Source organism: Klebsiella sp. K5-45 (assembly GCF_030128605.1).
GTDB classification, from domain to species: Bacteria; Pseudomonadota; Gammaproteobacteria; order Enterobacterales; family Enterobacteriaceae; genus Klebsiella; species Klebsiella quasipneumoniae.
Map to the genome: position 1 here is coordinate 304,403 of NZ_JAKUZW010000006.1, position 17,687 is coordinate 322,089.

Genomic DNA, 17,687 nt, shown 5'->3' on the forward strand with positions numbered 1-17,687 from the left:
CTATGCCAATAAACGAAAAAACCCCTCGGCCGCAGGAGTTCGCTGCGGTTGACCTTGGTTCGAACAGTTTTCATATGGTGATCGCCCGTGTCGTCGACGGCGCCATGCAGATCATCGGACGCCTGAAACAGCGCGTACATCTGGCCGATGGCCTCGATGAAAACTCGGTGTTGAGCGAAGAAGCCATGACCCGCGGGCTGAACTGCCTGTCGCTGTTTGCCGAACGCCTGCAGGGGTTCTCCCCTTCCAGCGTCTGCATCGTCGGGACGCATACGCTGCGCCAGGCGACCAATGCGGCAGAGTTTCTTAAACGCGCGGAAAAAGTGATCCCCTACCCGATCGAGATCATCTCCGGTAATGAAGAAGCGCGCCTGATTTTTATGGGCGTGGAGCACACGCAGCCGGAGCGCGGCCGTAAGCTGGTGATTGATATCGGCGGCGGTTCGACCGAGCTGGTCATCGGTGAAGATTTTGAGCCCCGGCTGGTGGAAAGCCGTCGCATGGGCTGCGTGAGTTTCTCCCAGGCCTACTTCCCCGGCGGGACCATCAATAAAGAAAATTTCCAGCGCGCTCGCCTGGCGGCGGTGCAAAAACTGGAAACCCTGGCCTGGCAGTTCCGTATTCAGGGCTGGACCGTAGCGCTGGGCGCCTCCGGTACCATTAAGGCCGCCCAGGAAGTGCTGGTGGCTATGGGCGAGAAGGACGGGTTTATTACGCCGGAGCGCCTCGAAATGCTGGTCAGTGAACTGCTGAAGCATAAAAACTTCGACGCGCTCAGCCTGCCCGGCCTCTCGGAAGATCGTAAAGCGGTCTTTGCCCCGGGTCTGGCCATTCTGTGCGGCGTATTTGACGCGCTAGCCATTAAAGAGCTTCGTCTGTCTGATGGCGCGCTGCGTGAAGGCGTGCTGTACGAAATGGAAGGCCGCTTCCGCCACCAGGATATTCGTAGCCGTACGGCGCAGAGTCTGGCGAATCAGTACAACATCGATCGCGAACAGGCGCGCCGGGTGCTGGAAACCACCACCCTTATGCTGGAGCAGTGGCAGGAGCAGAATCCCAAGCTGGCCAATCCGCACCTGGCGGCGCTGTTGAAGTGGGCGGTGATGCTCCATGAGGTGGGCCTGAATATTAACCACAGCGGCATGCACCGCCACTCGGCCTATATTCTGCAGAACAGCGACCTGCCGGGATTCAACCAGGAGCAGCAGATGCTGATGGCCACCCTGGTGCGCTATCATCGCAAAGCGATAAAACTCGACGATCTGCCGCGCTTTACGCTGTTCAGGAAAAAGCAGTTTCTGCCGCTGATCCAGCTGCTGCGCCTCGGCGTGCTGCTGAACAACCAGCGTCAGGCCACCACCACGCCGCCGACGCTACGGCTGCAGACGGAAGCTCACCACTGGACGCTGACCTTCCCGCACAACTGGTTTAGCCAGAATGCGCTGGTGCTGCTGGATCTGGAAAAAGAGCAGCAGTACTGGGAAGGTGTGCCGGAGTGGCTGCTGAAAATTGCGGAAGAAGAGCCAGACGCCTGATCGCCTCTATGGATATCATGCGAGCCGGGCCATCGCGCCCGGCTTTTTTACGGCTTCAGGCGCTCATCCCCTCCGCCAGCTGCGTCAGAGGCACCGGGACGCCAATATCATAGCCCTGCATATAATCGATCCCCAGCGCGATGACCGCCTGGCGTATCTCCGGCGATTCAACATATTCGGCCACCACCTGCATGTTCTTCATCCGCGCCAGACGACAGATTGAATCCACCACCTGGTAATCAAGACTGCTGGCGAGCAGATTGCGAATAAAGCTGCCGTCGATTTTAAGAATATCGACGTTCATCGTTTTTAACCGCGCATAGCTGGCGTAGCCGGTACCAAAATCATCGATAGCTACCCGGCAGCCCAGTGCCCGCAGGTGCTCTAATGTCTGGCAAACCAGCTCGGGGTTGCTGAGCGCATAGTTTTCGGTCAGCTCGAAAATAATCTGCCATGGCTCAATGTTGTAGGCCTGCAGCAGGTTTTCGACCTCCTCGGGAAACTGACTGCGGCTCAACGAGACCGGAGAGAGGTTGATCGCCAGCCGCAGACCGGGCAGCGCCCGCCGGTTGGCATCCATAAAGGCCAGGGTATGCTCAATGACCCACTGATCCACGCGCGTGGACAGCCCAAACTCGTGCGCCACCGGCAGGAACTCGTTGGGCCCCGTCAGTTCGCCCGACTCGCCTTTCATCCTCAACAACACTTCATGGTAATTGTCGCCGCGAATGCCCTGGATAGGCTGCGCCATCAGGACAAAATAGTCTTGCTCCAGCGCCTTGAGGATGCGGTTCATCATCGCCACTTTGTCTTTCAGATCCTGCTGGACATGCCCGGCGCCGCGGCGCTGCAAATTCTCCGGATGGCCGCTGGCCAGCGACATGTCGGCAATCGTGTTCAGCTCGCCAAGCAGCAAATACAGATGCTTCACCGGCGAGCGGACGTTGCAATAGCTCATGCCGATCCGCGGCTGCAGGGGGACCCCGTCCCAGTGAAAACGGAACTGTCGCAAGGAGCGCTCAATTAAGTGAATGCGCGCCTGGTGCCCTTCGCTGTTGAGACGAAACACTAAATCGTGACCGGCAAGATGATATACCGCTTCGTTCGGCTCCAGCAGCGCACGCAGGTGATTCGCCAGCATTTGCTTATACTGAATACGCAACAGCACCCCGTAGTGGCGGCCCAGCAGTTCAAGCTCAGGAATACGCAAAAAACAGAGCGTCGACCAGCTCGCGCCGTTCAGCGCCCGGCTCAGCGCCCGCAGATTCGGCATATGTACTACCGGGTCGAGGAAGGCCATCTGTCGGATGCGGGCGTAGATCAGCCGCTGCTGTGTTGCCAGCATCGCCGTATAGGCGACAATAAACGAGAACACCAGATAGCTTGACGAGGTGATCGCCAGCTGAGTGTTATAACTTGGATAAATAGGTAAATAACGGTAATGAAAATGGATCACGGCGATCAGTACCGGCGTCCAGATCAGCGAGATAAAGCGATAGCCAAAACGCATCGCCCCCCACAGCATCACCGGCATCAATAAGGATAATGTATAATTTGTACTAAATATGGTGCTGGTATCATTAAGCGGCATCAATAATAGCCCCAGCAACAGGGTTAATATCGCCGCCCAACTGATGATTTCAATTTTCTTTATTTTTGGATCAATTTGTAAGCGAACCTGAGAAATATACCCGCGCAAATAAAAAGGGTTACGAATTACCCGCAGCAGTAAATAACATAACGGTACGCCGGTCAGGCACCCCACCATCAGCGCCTGAAAGGTGATTAACGACCGTAAACTAAACGGCGAGACGCCGGCCATATCCGTTGTGCGCGGATGTAGCCCCAGATACTCGGCGATCTGCGACAAAATCAGAAAAATGACCGAAGGGAGCAGCATTTGCCAGAACAGACGATGCGGCATCAGCCTGACGTTACCGTGCGATACCTGCTGCCGTTGGGGAACAAAGATGCGATATCCGCCCCAGCAGAGCACGCAGGGGATCAGAAAATGGAACAGTACGCCAACGGCCTGCTCCGGCGTCATGCCCCGGGCCAGCGTTAGCAGCAGACCAACGATAATACCAGGGATCGCCGCCCAGCCGAAAAACATCATCAGGCTGAGCACCAGCGCCAGGGGAAGATAATAAAGATAAACCATGTGCCCATTCAGCATGGTATATGTATTCATCCCTCTGGCAAGGGGTAATAATAACACAGGCAGGAGAAGCGGTAAGGCCCACCATTTGTCGCGATATTGTTGATAGTATTTTAATAAATTCATAGGTGCTCTACAGAGAGCCTCTGCTCCTGCGAGGCATATTCAGGCAGGCATCCAACCACCCCATGCTGACCGCATAAGTAATAACGATACGGTAACGTCCGCTGATTTTAGTGGTGAAGAGAATGAGGCTGTTGATGTAAATCAACAAATGCTGACACCAACATTAATAAAACTTATTTTTTCAGCTTTTCGTGGCTAATAAAGAGAGCATGTAAATACGAGGATTATCTTATATAACATTAATTAATGTTTTCACTGCCGCACTTTTACATCTGCATCAATTGACCCCACCTCGTTCCTGTGCCTTAATACCCCCATCGCCCATCTTCGGGTATACTTCAAGGAACCTTTTGTGAGTCAGGCACCCAGTATGCGTAAACGACATCGATTTAACCGTCGCATGACCCGTATCGTACTGCTTATCAGCTTTCTCTTCTTCTTTGGACGCTTTGTCTACTCCTCCATCGGCGCCTGGTATCATCACCAGGATAAAAAAGCGTCGCAGGAGTCAACGCTCACCGTCGAGCCCTCCGCCCGCGAGTAACCCGTTGATCCTGATGCCGGATACGCCACTATCCGCAGGTAGAGACGCCCGTTTCCGAGGCACTATCCCTGACGAGGCATGTTTTGCCGCTGACGATTTATAAGCGCACGGCCTGCAGCAGACGCAGCATTTCCGCCATTCCTTTGGTAATCACTTTATCCTGACGCATGACAACCGCCAGCTGACGGTACAGCGACGGGGCCAGAGAATGTACCGTTAAGCCATAGCGATCCTCCGCCTGCTCTACCGCCATGCGGGGCACAATACTGTAGCCCAGCCCGGCCCGCACCATGCGTTTGATCGCCTCGATGCTCCCCAGCTGCATCACCGGCGTGACCGCCAGGCCCGCCGAACGGAACCAGCGGTCAATCAGATCCCGCGTGCCGCTGCCCGCCTCGAAGGCAATGAGCGGCAGCGCCTGCAGCTCCTCAGGGGTACACACCGCCGGGATCCCCGCCTCGTGGCTGGGATGGATGACCACGAACTCCTCGTCCACCACGGCGGTCACCGCCAGACTGCGTCCCTGAACGGGCAGCGTGACCAGCCCAAGATCGAGCCGGTTTTCCTCCACCGCCCGGACGATATCCAGCGTGTTGCCGGTGGTCACCCCCACCGTCAGCAGTGGGTGCTGCTGACGAAGATGCTGCAGCAGCGGCGGAAGAAGATGAATGCAGGCCGTCGCGCCGGTCCCCAGAGTCAGTGAGCCATTAACTTCCTGACTAAATGCACTGACCGACTGCACCGCGCTATTCACCGCCCGATCGATCTGCTCGCTGTGGGCCAGCAGCGCCATTCCCGCCGCCGTCGCCTTGATCCCGCGCCCGGTGCGCTCCAGCAGTCGGGTCTGTAAAAATTGCTCCAGCTGACGCACCTGCAGGCTGACGGCAGGCTGGGAGATCCCCAGCGCGTCGGCGGCGGCTGAGAAGCTGCCGCGCTGTACGACCAGCCGGAAGGTCGCCAGGTTTCCCAGGTTCAGTGTTGTCATGCAAAGTTTCTCTTATACCGCGCATAAGGTGGCCGCTCTGCCAGAACAATAGCCTGCCGGGTATGCTCAGGACAACTCTCTTAACGGAATGAAAAACCATGGGAACACCGGCTATTCCCCGACGCCTAGCCTTCACCGCGGGCGCTCAGCAACTGATCAACTGGGGTATCTCTTTTTATATGCCCGGCACCTTTGCCGGAGCTATCGCCGCCGACAAGGGATGGAGCTCGCCGCAGATCTATCTTGGCCTGACGCTTGCGATGCTGATCATGGCGGCGGTCTCCCCGCTGGTCGCCAGGCTGCTGGCTCGCTTTGGCGGACGACTGGTGGTCACCAGCGGAACCTTACTGATAGCCGCCAGTTGCGCGATGATGGCCTGGAGCCCTTCGCTGGTCGGCTGGTACGGCGCCTGGCTGCTGACCGGCGTCGGCATGCGGCTGTCGTTGTATGATGCCCTGTTCGCCGCGGTAGTGAACCTTTACGGCCAACAGGCGCGGAAAACCATCTCTCAAATCACCCTCGCCGGCGGTCTGGCCTCTGCCCTCTTCTGGCCGCTGGGGGAGGCTTTACTCACCGTGATGTCCTGGCAGGATGCCCTGCGGGTCTATGCGCTGTTTGGCCTGCTGAGCGCATGGCTGAGTTATCAGCTGCCTCGTCAGCGGCTCGGCTCATCGACGAAAGCGAAAGCCCCAACAGCGGATGGCAATCGGCGTAACGGCATACGTTATGCGCTCTTTATTGCGCTGATCACCTTCATCTCCACCGGCACCTCCACCCATCTGCCGGAGTTTATCAGCCACTTTGGCCTGCCGGTTGCCATCGGAATGCTGTGGGGATTTGGCCAGACCGGCGCCCGGCTGGGGGAAGTGCTGGCCGGTCGACGCATCACCCCGCTCGCGCTGATGCGTTTTACCGCGCTCGCCATGCCGCTCTGTTTTCTCCTTGGTGTCAGCAGCACGGCGTATGCCGGGTGCGCAGCCGGGTTTGTGCTCGGCTATGGCGCGATAAATGGGCTGGTGACGATTGTGAAAGCGACGCTGCCGCTGGCGCTGTTTAGCGCAGAAAGCTACGCCAGCCGCACGGGTCTCCTGCTGATCCCCGGGCAACTGATGGCGGCGGCCGCCCCCTTTACCTATTCATGGCTGAACCATCGGCTGGGTATCGTGGGTGGAATGTGGATTTCCACCGGGTTAACGCTGATCGTTGCCGGACTGGCGCTGGCGATGGCGCGCTCGGTGGGTAAAACAGAGCCGGACAAGCGTCCAGCCCTCTGCCCGGGGGCAAAACGTGGGCCGGCTGAACATCTGCCGGAACCATAACCGGGTACATTCACCGGGGACACAGGAAACCCCCCAGTGATGGATAGCGGTGAGGGATGACGGGATTGAGGCTGGGCATAAATTAAAAAACCCTCTGTAACAACAGAGGGTTTCATTTTATTCAACTAACGCCGGGGATTATTCCCACTCGATCGTTGCTGGCGGCTTACCGCTGATGTCATACACCACGCGGGAGATACCGTTCACTTCATTGATAATGCGGTTAGAGACGCGGCCGAGGAAATCATACGGCAGGTGCGCCCAGTGCGCGGTCATGAAGTCGATGGTTTCCACCGCACGCAGGGAAACCACCCAGTCGTATTTACGGCCATCGCCCATCACGCCGACGGAGCGAACCGGCAGGAATACAGTGAACGCCTGGCTCACTTTGTTGTACAGGTCAGCTTTGTGCAGCTCTTCGATGAAGATAGCGTCCGCGCGACGCAGCAGGTCGCAGTACTCTTTCTTCACTTCGCCCAGCACGCGCACGCCGAGGCCCGGGCCCGGGAACGGATGACGGTAGAGCATATCGTACGGCAGACCCAGCTCCAGACCGATCTTGCGCACTTCGTCTTTGAACAGCTCACGCAGCGGCTCAACCAGCCCCATCTTCATCTCTTTCGGCAGGCCGCCCACGTTGTGGTGAGATTTGATGACGTGCGCTTTACCGGTGGCGGAAGCGGCAGATTCGATAACGTCAGGATAGATGGTGCCCTGCGCCAGCCATTTGACGTCGTCCAGCTTCAGCGCTTCTTCGTCGAACACTTCCACGAAGACGCGGCCGATGATCTTACGTTTCGCTTCCGGATCGCTTTCACCTGCCAGCGCGTCGAGGAAGCGCTGCTCGCCTTCCACGTGAACGATGTTCAGGCCAAAGTGGTCGCCAAACATCTCCATCACCTGCTGGGCTTCGTTCAGACGCAGGAGACCGTTATCCACGAATACGCAGGTCAGGTTTTTGCCGATGGCGCGGTGCAGCAGCATCGCGGTCACCGAAGAGTCCACGCCGCCGGAGAGGCCGAGGATTACTTTGTCATCGCCAACCTGCTGGCGAATACGCTCAACGGCGTCGTCGATGATTTTCGCCGGGGTCCACAGCGCTTCGCACTGGCAGATGTCGCGCACGAAGCGCTCCAGCATACGCATACCCTGACGGGTGTGGGTCACTTCCGGGTGGAACTGCACGCCATAGAAGCGTTTTTCTTCGTTGGCCATAATGGCGAACGGGCAGTTGTCGGTGCTGGCGACGGTGACGAAGTCAGACGGGATGGCGGTGACTTTGTCGCCGTGGCTCATCCACACGTCCAGCAACGGTTTGCCGTCCGCGGTCAGGGAGTCTTCGATACCGCGCACCAGCGCGCTGTCGTTAACCACTTCAACCTGCGCGTAGCCAAACTCACGCTCGTTAGAGCCTTCGACATGGCCGCCCAACTGCATCGCCATGGTCTGCATGCCGTAGCAGACGCCAAATACCGGCACGCCGGCTTCAAACACATACTGCGGCGCGCGCGGGCTGTTCTCTTCGGTGGTGCTTTCCGGGCCGCCGGAAAGAATGATGCCGCTTGGATTAAATTCGCGGATCTGTGCTTCCGTGACATCCCATGCCCACAGCTCACAGTAGACGCCCAGTTCACGCACGCGACGCGCCACCAGCTGAGTATACTGTGACCCGAAGTCGAGAATGAGAATGCGATGTTTATGAATGTTTTCCGTCATTGACGCTAATTCCGAGGCAAGTGAAACAGAGTAAATAAATCGCCCGACGCAAGGTCGGGCGAAGAAATCAGGAGCCCAGGCGGTAGTTCGGGGACTCTTTGGTGATGGTCACGTCGTGAACGTGGCTTTCCTGGATGCCCGCACCGCTGATGCGTACGAATTCAGCTTTGGTACGCAGCAGGTCAATAGTACCACAGCCGGTCAGACCCATACAGGAGCGCAGGCCGCCCATCTGCTGGTGAATGATCTCTTTCAGGCGGCCTTTATAGGCCACGCGGCCTTCGATACCTTCCGGCACCAGTTTGTCAGCGGCGTTATCGCTCTGGAAGTAGCGGTCAGAGGAGCCTTTCGACATCGCGCCGAGGGAACCCATCCCGCGATAGGATTTGTAAGAGCGCCCCTGATAGAGTTCGATTTCACCCGGGGATTCTTCGGTACCGGCCAGCATGGAGCCGACCATCACTGCCGCCGCACCGGCCGCGATCGCTTTGGCGATGTCGCCGGAGAAACGGATACCGCCGTCGGCGATAACCGGAATTCCGGTGCCTTCCAGCGCTTCCACCGCGTCGGAAACGGCGGTGATCTGCGGTACGCCTACGCCGGTCACGATACGGGTAGTACAGATGGAGCCCGGGCCGATGCCTACTTTCACCGCACTGCAGCCGGCTTCCGCCAGCGCGCGCGCGCCTGCGCCAGTGGCGACGTTGCCGCCGATGATCTGCAGGTCTGGGTATTTCGCACGTGTTTCACGAATACGTTGCAGAACGCCTTCGGAGTGGCCGTGAGAGGAGTCAATCAGCAGAACGTCAACGCCCGCTGCCACCAGCGCGTCAACGCGCTCTTCGTTGCCCGCGCCGGCGCCAACCGCAGCGCCTACGCGCAGACGGCCCTGCTCATCTTTACAAGCGTTCGGTTTACGTTCCGCTTTCTGGAAGTCTTTTACGGTGATCATCCCGCGCAGGTGGAAGCTCTCATCCACAACCAGCGCTTTCTCAACGCGTTTTTCGTGCATCTTAGCGAAGACCACTTCACGGCTTTCGCCTTCACGCACGGTGACCAGACGCTCTTTCGGGGTCATATAGACGCTGACCGGCTGGTTCAGATCGGTAACGAAACGCACGTCGCGGCCGGTGATGATGCCGACCAGCTCGTTCTCTTCGGTAACCACCGGGTAGCCGGCGAAGCCGTTACGCTCGGTCAGCTCTTTCACTTCACGCAGGGTGGTGGTCGGCAGAACGGTCTGCGGGTCGGTGACCACGCCGGACTCATGTTTTTTCACGCGGCGAACTTCTTCCGCCTGGCGCTCGATGGACATGTTTTTGTGAATAAAGCCGATGCCGCCTTCCTGTGCCAGGGCAATAGCCAGACGCGCTTCCGTTACGGTATCCATGGCTGCGGAGAGCATAGGAATATTCAGACGAATGGTTTTCGTCAGCTGAGTGCTGAGATCGGCTGTATTCGGCAGAACGGTAGAATGAGCGGGAACGAGGAGGACGTCGTCAAACGTCAGGGCTTCTTTAGCGATACGTAGCATGGGCAATATCTCGACCAGGGTGGATAAATATTGCCGTGGCATTATACAGAGCGTAACCGATTGCATCTACCCTTTTTTGCAAATAATACTTGCCATCCCCTCTGAGCGCGTTACTATCAACTGAATAACCTGCTGATTTAAAGTTTGATCTTGCTCACATGTTACCCTCTCAATCCCCCGCAATTTTTACCGTAAGCCGCCTCAATCAGACGGTGCGTCTGCTGCTTGAGCGCGAAATGGGCCAGGTTTGGATCAGCGGCGAGATCTCTAACTTCAGCCAGCCTTCTTCCGGCCACTGGTACTTCACCTTAAAAGACGATAACGCCCAGGTGCGCTGCGCGATGTTCCGCAACAGCAACCGCCGGGTCACGTTCCGCCCGCAGCACGGGCAGCAGGTGCTGGTTCGCGCCAACATCACCCTGTATGAGCCGCGCGGCGACTACCAGATTATCGTTGAAAGCATGCAGCCCGCCGGCGAAGGGTTGCTGCAGCAGAAGTATGAGCAGCTGAAAACGCAGTTAACCGCGGAAGGGCTGTTCGATCAAAAACATAAGCAGGCGCTCCCCTCCCCCGCCCACTGCGTCGGGGTCATCACCTCGAAAACCGGTGCCGCGTTGCACGATATTCTTCATGTCCTCAGGCGCCGCGACCCCGGGCTGCCGGTGATCGTCTACCCGACCGCGGTTCAGGGTGACGATGCTCCCGGGCAGATTGTGCGCGCCATCGCGCTGGCGAACACGCGCCGGGAGTGTGACGTGCTGATTGTCGGACGCGGCGGCGGTTCGCTGGAGGATCTGTGGAGTTTTAACGATGAGCGGGTGGCGCGAGCAATCTTCGCCAGCCAGATCCCTATCGTCAGCGCCGTTGGCCATGAAACCGACGTCACTATCGCTGATTTTGTTGCCGACCTGCGCGCGCCGACCCCTTCTGCCGCCGCAGAGATCGTCAGCCGCAATCAGCAGGAGCTGCTGCGCCAGCTGCAGGCCGGGCAGCAGCGGCTGGAGATGGCAATGGACTATTTCCTCGCCAGTCGCCAGCGCCGATTTACCCAGTTGTTCCATCGTCTGCAGCAGCAGCACCCGCAGCTGCGGCTGGCCCGCCAGCAGACCGCTCTGGAACGCCTGCGCCAGCGGATGCGCATCGCCGTGGAATCGCAGCTTAAACGCGCCGATCAGCGGCAAAAGCGTAATGTTCAGCGCCTGAATCACTACAACCCGCAGCCGCGCATCCACCGGGCTCAATCGCGCCTCCAGCAGCTGGAATACCGGCTGGCGGAAACGATGCGTGGCCGCCTCAGCGAGCGGCGTGAACGGTTTGGTCACGCGGTGACCCATCTGGAGGCGGTGAGTCCCTTAGCCACCCTGGCGCGCGGCTATAGCGTCACTTCGGTGAGCGACGGCACGGTACTAAAGCAGACAAAACAGGTCAAAACCGGCGATCTGCTCACCACCCGCCTGAAAGACGGCTGGGTCGAAAGCGAAGTGAGGCAGATTGCGCCGGTGAAAAAAACGCGGGCCAGAAAGCCATCGCCGCCTAAACCAGCGGAATAAATTCCACCCGTTTTTTCGAGATCAGGCCGTGCCCGTGCTGGCAAAAGTAATCCACCGCGCCGCACGCTTTCAGCACCTCCAGCGGCTGGTGGCATTCCGGGCAGCGCGCCTCAAGGGCAAATACCCTTTCGCACTGAGCGCAATGCGCGCTGCTGCCTTTGACATCTAACGGCGCGTGGCACAGAGGGCAATCAAGTTCCATAACCATTCCTTTCAACGTTTATCTGCATCTATTTTACCATGTTCCGGGTTTAATGAGGGCCGCGTAATTGCTGCTGCAACCTGAGCAGCCACTCCACTTCCTCAAGCCGACGCCGCGTCAGCCCGGCCACGCTTTCGGGCGCCCGGGTAAACACATTCTCCGCGCCAAGGATCTGCTCATCGAGACAGTGCGAATAGATCGCTCCGGGCCGGGTCCAGCGCTGGATCCGCTCACCGTCCTGTAGCGTCGCCACCTCGCCATCAGGGGCGCGATCGAGGGCGAGCATTCGCCCATCCCGCAGCCCTATCCGCATTCCCTTTTGCCCGCCCGCGGGACCAGCATATTTGTTAAGCCAGATATTCAGCGGGATATCGCCCAGGCGTCCCTGCAGATGCGCCTCTCCCTCGGCGGTGACCATATCCCCATGAGCAATGTCCCGGCCGAGACGGTCTTTCACCACCCGGACGGCGAGGTCCAGCGTCACATCGCCTCTGCAGCCGAGCAGGGTTTCACGCAGCATCGCCAGGACATGCGTACCGATATCGAGGATCACGCCGTCGGGATGACGCAGCTGCCGGGTATCCAGCTCGCCGGTGGCAAAGTTGAGCGCGACCGGTTCTCCGGCAGCGTTAAAGCCGCTTGGCTCCAGCAAATAGCCTTCGATCCAGACGATATCCTGCGCTGAAAGGTGCGGCGGCGGCAGGCCGCTGGCCTCCTCTTCCGCCTGCCACGGCGGAGCAAGAGCGTTCAGCGCTAACCCACGCGCCATCCAGTGGTCGAGGGCCAGCACGCGACCGGCCTCCCCGGCCGGCGCCAGCAGCGCCCGCAGCCGGGCGGCCTGCTCAAGGTTGGCCACAATCGGTTTCTCCACCACGATGCGGGGAATGGCGCTGGCTAACGCCCTCTCCAGCACAGGCAAGTGCTGGAGAGATGAGGTGGTAATGAAGAGCGTATCCAGGGGTTCGGCCAGTAGCGCCGACAGCGAATTGCGGCGCTGGATCCCCGGCAGCGCTCTGCTGCTATCCAGATCATAGCCCTGGCAGCTATCAATACGGTATCCCAGGCGGCGCAGCGCCGGTAAATAGGCAGTTTCCACCACCGCGCCAAGGCCGATAAAACCAATCTGCATAACAAGTCCACTTTTGAGCCGGTCTGTTCCCGGCGAAGTATCGCGGGATTATGGCGGAAAGTTTTGACTTTTACCGGCGCGGCGGCCACAAAAAACCCGCCGAAGCGGGTTTAATGATTATTTGCTTTTCTTGATATGCTTGATCAGGCGCTTACGTTTACGCATCTGGTTCGGCGTCAGGGTGTTGCGCTTATTGGCGAACGGGTTTTCCCCTTCCTTGAACTGGATACGGATTGGCGTGCCCATCACGTCCAGGGATTTACGGAAATAGTTCATCAGGTAGCGCTTGTAGGAATCCGGCAGATCCTTCACCTGGTTACCGTGGATCACCACGATAGGCGGGTTGTAGCCCCCGGCGTGGGCATATTTCAGCTTCACGCGTCGGCCGCGAACCAGCGGTGGCTGATGATCTTCCGCCGCCATGTTCATGATCCGGGTCAGCATCGCGGTGCTTACGCGGCGGGTAGCGCTATCGTAGGCTTCACGTACCGATTCAAACAGGTTGCCGACGCCGCTGCCGTGCAGGGCGGAGATGAAGTGCACCCGGGCAAAGTCGATAAAGCCCAGACGATAGTCGAGGGTCTCTTTCACCTGCTCCTTCACTTCCTGGCTCAGACCGTCCCATTTGTTGACGACGATCACCAGGGAGCGACCGCTGTTGAGGATAAAGCCCAGCAGCGATAGATCCTGATCGGAGATGCCTTCACGGGCATCAATCACCAGCAGCACGACGTTGGCGTCTTCAATCGCCTGCAGGGTCTTGATGACCGAGAATTTCTCCACCACGTCAGTAATTTTGCCGCGCTTGCGCACCCCGGCGGTATCGATGAGCACGTATTCGCGCTCGTCACGCTGCATCGGGATGTAAATGCTGTCGCGGGTAGTGCCCGGCATATCGTAAACTACCACGCGATCTTCGCCGAGGATGCGGTTGGTGAGCGTCGATTTACCGACGTTGGGACGTCCGACAATCGCCAGTTTGATCGGCAGATCCTGCGGATTGAAGTCGTCTTCCGGCTCTTCTTCCGCTACACCGTTCTGCTCAGCTTCGAATTTTGCCCAGTATTCGGCGTCTTCATCCACCTCTTCCTGCGGATTAACCTCATCTACCCATGGCAGCAGGGCCTGCTCCAGCAGGCTGGTCACACCGCGGCCGTGCGAAGCGGCAATAGGATAGATATCGCCCAGGCCAAGCGACCAGAAGTCCGCCATCGCCTGGTCGACGTCGATGCCGTCGGTTTTGTTAGCCACCAGGAAGGTGGGCTTTTCACGAGAGCGCAGGTGTTTAGCGATCGCGATGTCCGCCGGCATCAGGCCCGCGCGCGCATCGACCATAAACAGCACCACATCGGCCTCTTCGATTGCCAGCAGCGACTGCTCCGCCATCCGGGTTTCCACGCCCTCTTCCGTACCATCAATACCACCGGTATCGATACAGATGAATTCGCGGCCTTCGACTTCGGCCCGACCGTACTTACGGTCACGAGTCAGCCCCGGGAAATCCGCAACCAGCGCATCACGAGTGCGCGTCAGGCGGTTAAAGAGCGTGGATTTTCCAACGTTAGGGCGCCCGACAAGCGCGACCACAGGTATCATGTTAAATGCCTCATACAATCACTAAGCAACATCGTCATAACGACGTTTTTAAAAAAGTCAAAACGGCCCCTGTCTGCCAGGGGCCGTTTCTTAATCACTCACGACAGCGGTAATTAACGCGTAATCGCGTACAGCGTACCGTCTTTCGCCTGGATCAGCAGTCGACCATCGGCCACAACCGGGTCGGTCAGGAAGCCGGAGCTGTCCACTTTCTGCTGCGCCACAAAATGGCCATCTTCCGGGTTCACCCAGTGCATATAGCCTTCGCTATCGCCGACCACCAGATTGCCATTATACAACACCGGCGCGGTCAGCAAACGGTGCAGCAGATCGCTTTGTGTCCACAGGGTCACGCCGCCATCGGTAGTCAGCGCCAGCAGGCGGTCATTCTGGTCAACCAGATAGATACGGTTGCCATCGACGATGAAATCATTCACCGAACCCAGCTCGCGTTTCCACATAATCTGGCCGCTACGCAGATCCAACGCGGTCAGGTTACCGTTATAAGCCAGCGCATAGACAACGCCGTTGACGATAATCGGCGTGGTGTCGACGTCGCTCAGACGGTCGATTTCCGTCGGCCCGGTGGCCGTGGAAATACGCTGCTGCCAAATCATCTGCCCCTGCTGCATCAATACCGCGCTGACGCGGCCATTGTCGCCGCCCACGATCGCCGCGCCGTAGGCGGTGGCCGGAGCGGATTCGCCGCGCAGGGAGAGCGCAGGCATATCCAGGTTCACCGTCCATTTCACGGCGCCATCGGTCTCATTCAGCGCCTGCAGCTGGCCGTTACTGGTGTGGACCAGCACCATGCCATCGCTCACCACCGGGCGCGACAGCGCTTCGCCGGCGACGCGGGTTTGCCAGGCCACGGTACCATCGCTGGTATTCAGCGCATACAGCTGCGCTTTTTCACTGCCGATATAAACATGGCCGCCCGAGACGGTCACACCGCCGGAAAGCAGCGCCGGGGTACGCGAGAACCAGCCATCTTTCTCCGCCAGATTCACCGACCATACCTCTTTACCGTCGTCGGCATTCAGCGCTTTGACGGTGCCTTTACGGTCAGCGGCATAAACCACGCCGTCGGCGAAGGCCGGATGAAGGTTAGAGTAAAATTCGCCGATACCATCGCCAACCGAGGTGCTCCAGGACGTGGACGGCGTAAACTGGTTTTCTACCGTCGGCAGCGGTGACATTTTCACCACATCTTCTTCGCTATTAAACAGCGAACACCCGCTCAGCAAGGTAACGGAAAGCAGCCCTGGCAACAGTAATTTACGCAATTGCATCGAGTCCCTCTCAGATGGACAAATTATTCATTTTCATACGCATCATTTCGCTGAGCGCAGGAGAAGCATCGCTTTTCACGCCAGCTTCCCACGCCGCACGGGCCCCTTGCTTATCGCCTTTGCTCAACAGAATTTCGCCGCGCAAATCAGCCACAATAGCGGTCCAGCCTTCACCTTTAATGCTGTCGAGGGTTTTCAGCGCCGCATCAGCCTGCTTCATCTGCAGTTGAACGCGGGCAAGACGCATACTGATAACCGATTTCAGATTATCATCAGACGCGGCAGCCAGCCCCTGCTGAAGCTGCTTTTCGGCGTTCGGCAGATCGTTCTGTTCAACAAAATGCTGTGCCAGCTCGAGAGAAGCGAAGGCGCCGTAGGTATTTTTATTGTCAGCCGCGAACTTCTCCGCCCCTGACAGCACTTCTGGCGTATTTGATTTCAGCGCGGAAGTCGCCTGTTCGTAAGCCAGCGACGCGTCTCTGGCGGTATCCTGCTGATGGGAGGTCCAGTAGCGCCAGCCAACCAGCGCGCCAATCCCTAAAATCACCCCGACCGCCAGCGCTTTGCCGTTTTCGGCAAAGAAGCGCTTCAGCGCATCGACCTGATCGTTCTCGTTGTTAAAAGTTTCCACGCAGTCCTTCTCCTGACTAATAATTCCCGGGAGATTAACCCAGAAGTGTGCGCAAATGCGCGGCAACGCTCTCCTGCGTTACGGTAGTTTGCTCACCTGAGCGTAAATCCTTCACTACCACGTTTCCGTCAGCGATCTCTGACTCACCCAGCACCAGCGCGACGCGTGCGCCCCACTTATCAGCGCGGGCGAACTGCTTCTTAAAGTTGCCGCCGCCGTGGTTGGTCATCAGTTTCACGCCGGGTAGCGCATCGCGAACCTGCTCAGCCAGACGCATGGCGGCGGACTGAGTATCGGTTCCGGAGGCTACCAGGTATATATCGACAACAGGATCGGCTTTAAATTCCGGATTCACTGCCTGGACCAGTAAAACAAGACGTTCCAGCCCCATGGCGAAGCCCACGCCCGGGGTGGCACGACCGCCAAGCTGCTCAACCAGACCGTCGTAACGGCCGCCGGCACAGACGGTGCCCTGGGAACCGAGACTGGTGGTCACCCACTCAAACACGGTGCGGTTATAGTAGTCGAGACCGCGCACCAGGCGCTGGTTGACGGTATAGCGGATCCCGGCATCGTCAAGCAACGCGCACAGGCCGGCAAAGTGGGCTTTCGACTCTTCGTCGAGATAATCGCCGAGCGCCGGCGCGTCGTTCAGCAGCGCCTGCACGTCCGGGTTTTTGGAGTCCAGCACCCGCAGCGGGTTGGTATACATCCGGCGTTTGCTGTCTTCATCAAGCTTATCGGTAAACTGCTCGAGATAAGCCACCAGCGCGTCGCGGTAGTTGGCGCGGGCTTCCAGCGAACCGATGGAGTTCAGCTCAAGGCTAACGTGATCGGAGATGCCCAGCTCACGCCACCAGCGCGCGGTCAGCATGATCAGCTCCGCATCGATGTCCGGCCCCTGCAGGCCAAAAACTTCGGCGCCGATCTGATGGAACTGGCGGTAACGGCCTTTCTGCGGACGCTCGTGGCGGAACATCGGCCCGACGTACCACAGGCGCTGTTCTTGATTGTACAGCAGACCATGTTCGATGCCGGCTCGTACGCAGCCCGCTGTCCCTTCCGGACGCAGCGTCAGGCTGTCGCCGTTGCGGTCCTCAAAGGTGTACATCTCTTTTTCAACCACGTCGGTCACTTCGCCGATCGCGCGTTTGAATAACGGGGTCTGCTCTACAATCGGCAAACGGATTTCGCTGTAACCGTAGCTACCGAGCACCTGCTTCAGTGAGCCTTCAATGCGCTGCCAGAGAGCGGTTTCGCCCGGCAGATAATCGTTCATGCCACGGATGGCTTGAATGTTCTTTGCCACGTTTATTCTCTTTATATATACAAAAATGAACCCCGGCGCCTCGCGCCCGCAGGTTCAATCA

Annotated in this window: 13 protein-coding genes and 1 pseudogene; 4 read left to right on the top strand and 10 right to left on the bottom strand. The window is 58.3% G+C overall.

All coding sequences use genetic code 11. The annotated features are described in order from the left end of the window. The first annotated feature begins 2 nt into the window (after positions 1 to 2). Positions 3 to 1,535: an exopolyphosphatase gene (gene ppx, locus MKS11_RS15225; RefSeq protein WP_004201914.1), complete on the top strand. Its 1,533-nt coding sequence runs from the start codon at positions 3 to 5 to the stop codon at positions 1,533 to 1,535. Positions 1,536 to 1,590: 55 nt separating this feature from the next. On the opposite strand, the gene MKS11_RS15230 is transcribed toward ppx, so the two are convergent. Then, on the bottom strand, positions 1,591 to 3,819 hold the full coding sequence (locus MKS11_RS15230; protein ID WP_053810094.1) for an EAL domain-containing protein: 2,229 nt from the start codon (positions 3,817 to 3,819) through the stop codon (positions 1,591 to 1,593). A gap of 370 nt (positions 3,820 to 4,189) precedes the next feature. On the opposite strand from MKS11_RS15230, the gene MKS11_RS15235 reads away from it, so the two are divergent. Then, positions 4,190 to 4,363 carry a YfgG family protein gene (locus tag MKS11_RS15235; protein WP_017900441.1) on the top strand — a complete coding sequence of 58 codons (174 nt, stop codon included), beginning with the start codon at positions 4,190 to 4,192 and terminating at the stop codon, positions 4,361 to 4,363. A 97-nt stretch (positions 4,364 to 4,460) separates the two neighbouring features. On the opposite strand, the pseudogene MKS11_RS15240 reads toward MKS11_RS15235, so the two are convergent. Then, a pseudogene (locus MKS11_RS15240) lies at positions 4,461 to 5,373 on the bottom strand (LysR family transcriptional regulator). 73 nt (positions 5,374 to 5,446) lie between these two features. On the opposite strand from MKS11_RS15240, the gene MKS11_RS15245 reads away from it, so the two are divergent. Next, positions 5,447 to 6,667: an MFS transporter gene (locus tag MKS11_RS15245; RefSeq protein WP_087771344.1), complete on the top strand. Its 1,221-nt coding sequence runs from the start codon at positions 5,447 to 5,449 to the stop codon at positions 6,665 to 6,667. 138 nt (positions 6,668 to 6,805) lie between these two features. Here the strand turns inward: MKS11_RS15245 and guaA are convergent, their stop codons facing one another. Next, a complete protein-coding gene (guaA, locus tag MKS11_RS15250) occupies positions 6,806 to 8,383 on the bottom strand; it encodes a glutamine-hydrolyzing GMP synthase (RefSeq protein ID WP_004201905.1) in 1,578 nt (525 codons plus the stop codon). Between the two features lie 67 nt (positions 8,384 to 8,450). Further along, positions 8,451 to 9,917, bottom strand: coding sequence for an IMP dehydrogenase (guaB, locus tag MKS11_RS15255; protein ID WP_004151980.1), 1,467 nt, complete (start codon positions 9,915 to 9,917; stop codon positions 8,451 to 8,453). Positions 9,918 to 10,075: 158 nt separating this feature from the next. Here guaB and xseA point away from each other — a divergent pair, with 158 nt between their 5' ends. Further along, on the top strand, positions 10,076 to 11,467 hold the full coding sequence (gene xseA / locus MKS11_RS15260; protein WP_065697519.1) for an exodeoxyribonuclease VII large subunit: 1,392 nt from the start codon (positions 10,076 to 10,078) through the stop codon (positions 11,465 to 11,467). Here the strand turns inward: xseA and MKS11_RS15265 are convergent. From MKS11_RS15265 to hisS, 6 genes are all read right to left on the bottom strand, one after another. Further along, on the bottom strand, positions 11,451 to 11,669 hold the full coding sequence (locus MKS11_RS15265; RefSeq protein ID WP_004201901.1) for a zinc ribbon domain-containing protein: 219 nt from the start codon (positions 11,667 to 11,669) through the stop codon (positions 11,451 to 11,453). The two genes, xseA and MKS11_RS15265, sit on opposite strands and share 17 nt — an antisense overlap. A 49-nt stretch (positions 11,670 to 11,718) precedes the next feature. Then, the gene (locus MKS11_RS15270) at positions 11,719 to 12,798 is read right to left on the bottom strand and encodes a Gfo/Idh/MocA family oxidoreductase (RefSeq protein WP_048295283.1); all 1,080 of its coding nucleotides are present in this window, start codon (positions 12,796 to 12,798) and stop codon (positions 11,719 to 11,721) included. A 117-nt stretch (positions 12,799 to 12,915) separates the two neighbouring features. After that, complete coding sequence (der, locus tag MKS11_RS15275) at positions 12,916 to 14,394, bottom strand: ribosome biogenesis GTPase Der (RefSeq protein ID WP_004201897.1); 1,479 nt, start codon at positions 14,392 to 14,394, stop codon at positions 12,916 to 12,918. Between the two features lie 113 nt (positions 14,395 to 14,507). Continuing rightward, positions 14,508 to 15,686, bottom strand: a complete 1,179-nt coding sequence (bamB, locus tag MKS11_RS15280) for an outer membrane protein assembly factor BamB (RefSeq protein WP_004201895.1) — start codon at positions 15,684 to 15,686, stop codon at positions 14,508 to 14,510. Positions 15,687 to 15,696: 10 nt separating this feature from the next. Further along, the gene (locus tag MKS11_RS15285) at positions 15,697 to 16,317 is read right to left on the bottom strand and encodes a YfgM family protein (protein ID WP_004201892.1); all 621 of its coding nucleotides are present in this window, start codon (positions 16,315 to 16,317) and stop codon (positions 15,697 to 15,699) included. Between the two features lie 34 nt (positions 16,318 to 16,351). Then, entirely contained in the window at positions 16,352 to 17,626 is a 1,275-nt protein-coding gene (gene hisS / locus MKS11_RS15290; RefSeq protein WP_004201891.1) for a histidine--tRNA ligase, read from the bottom strand. Positions 17,627 to 17,687 lie beyond the last annotated feature (61 nt).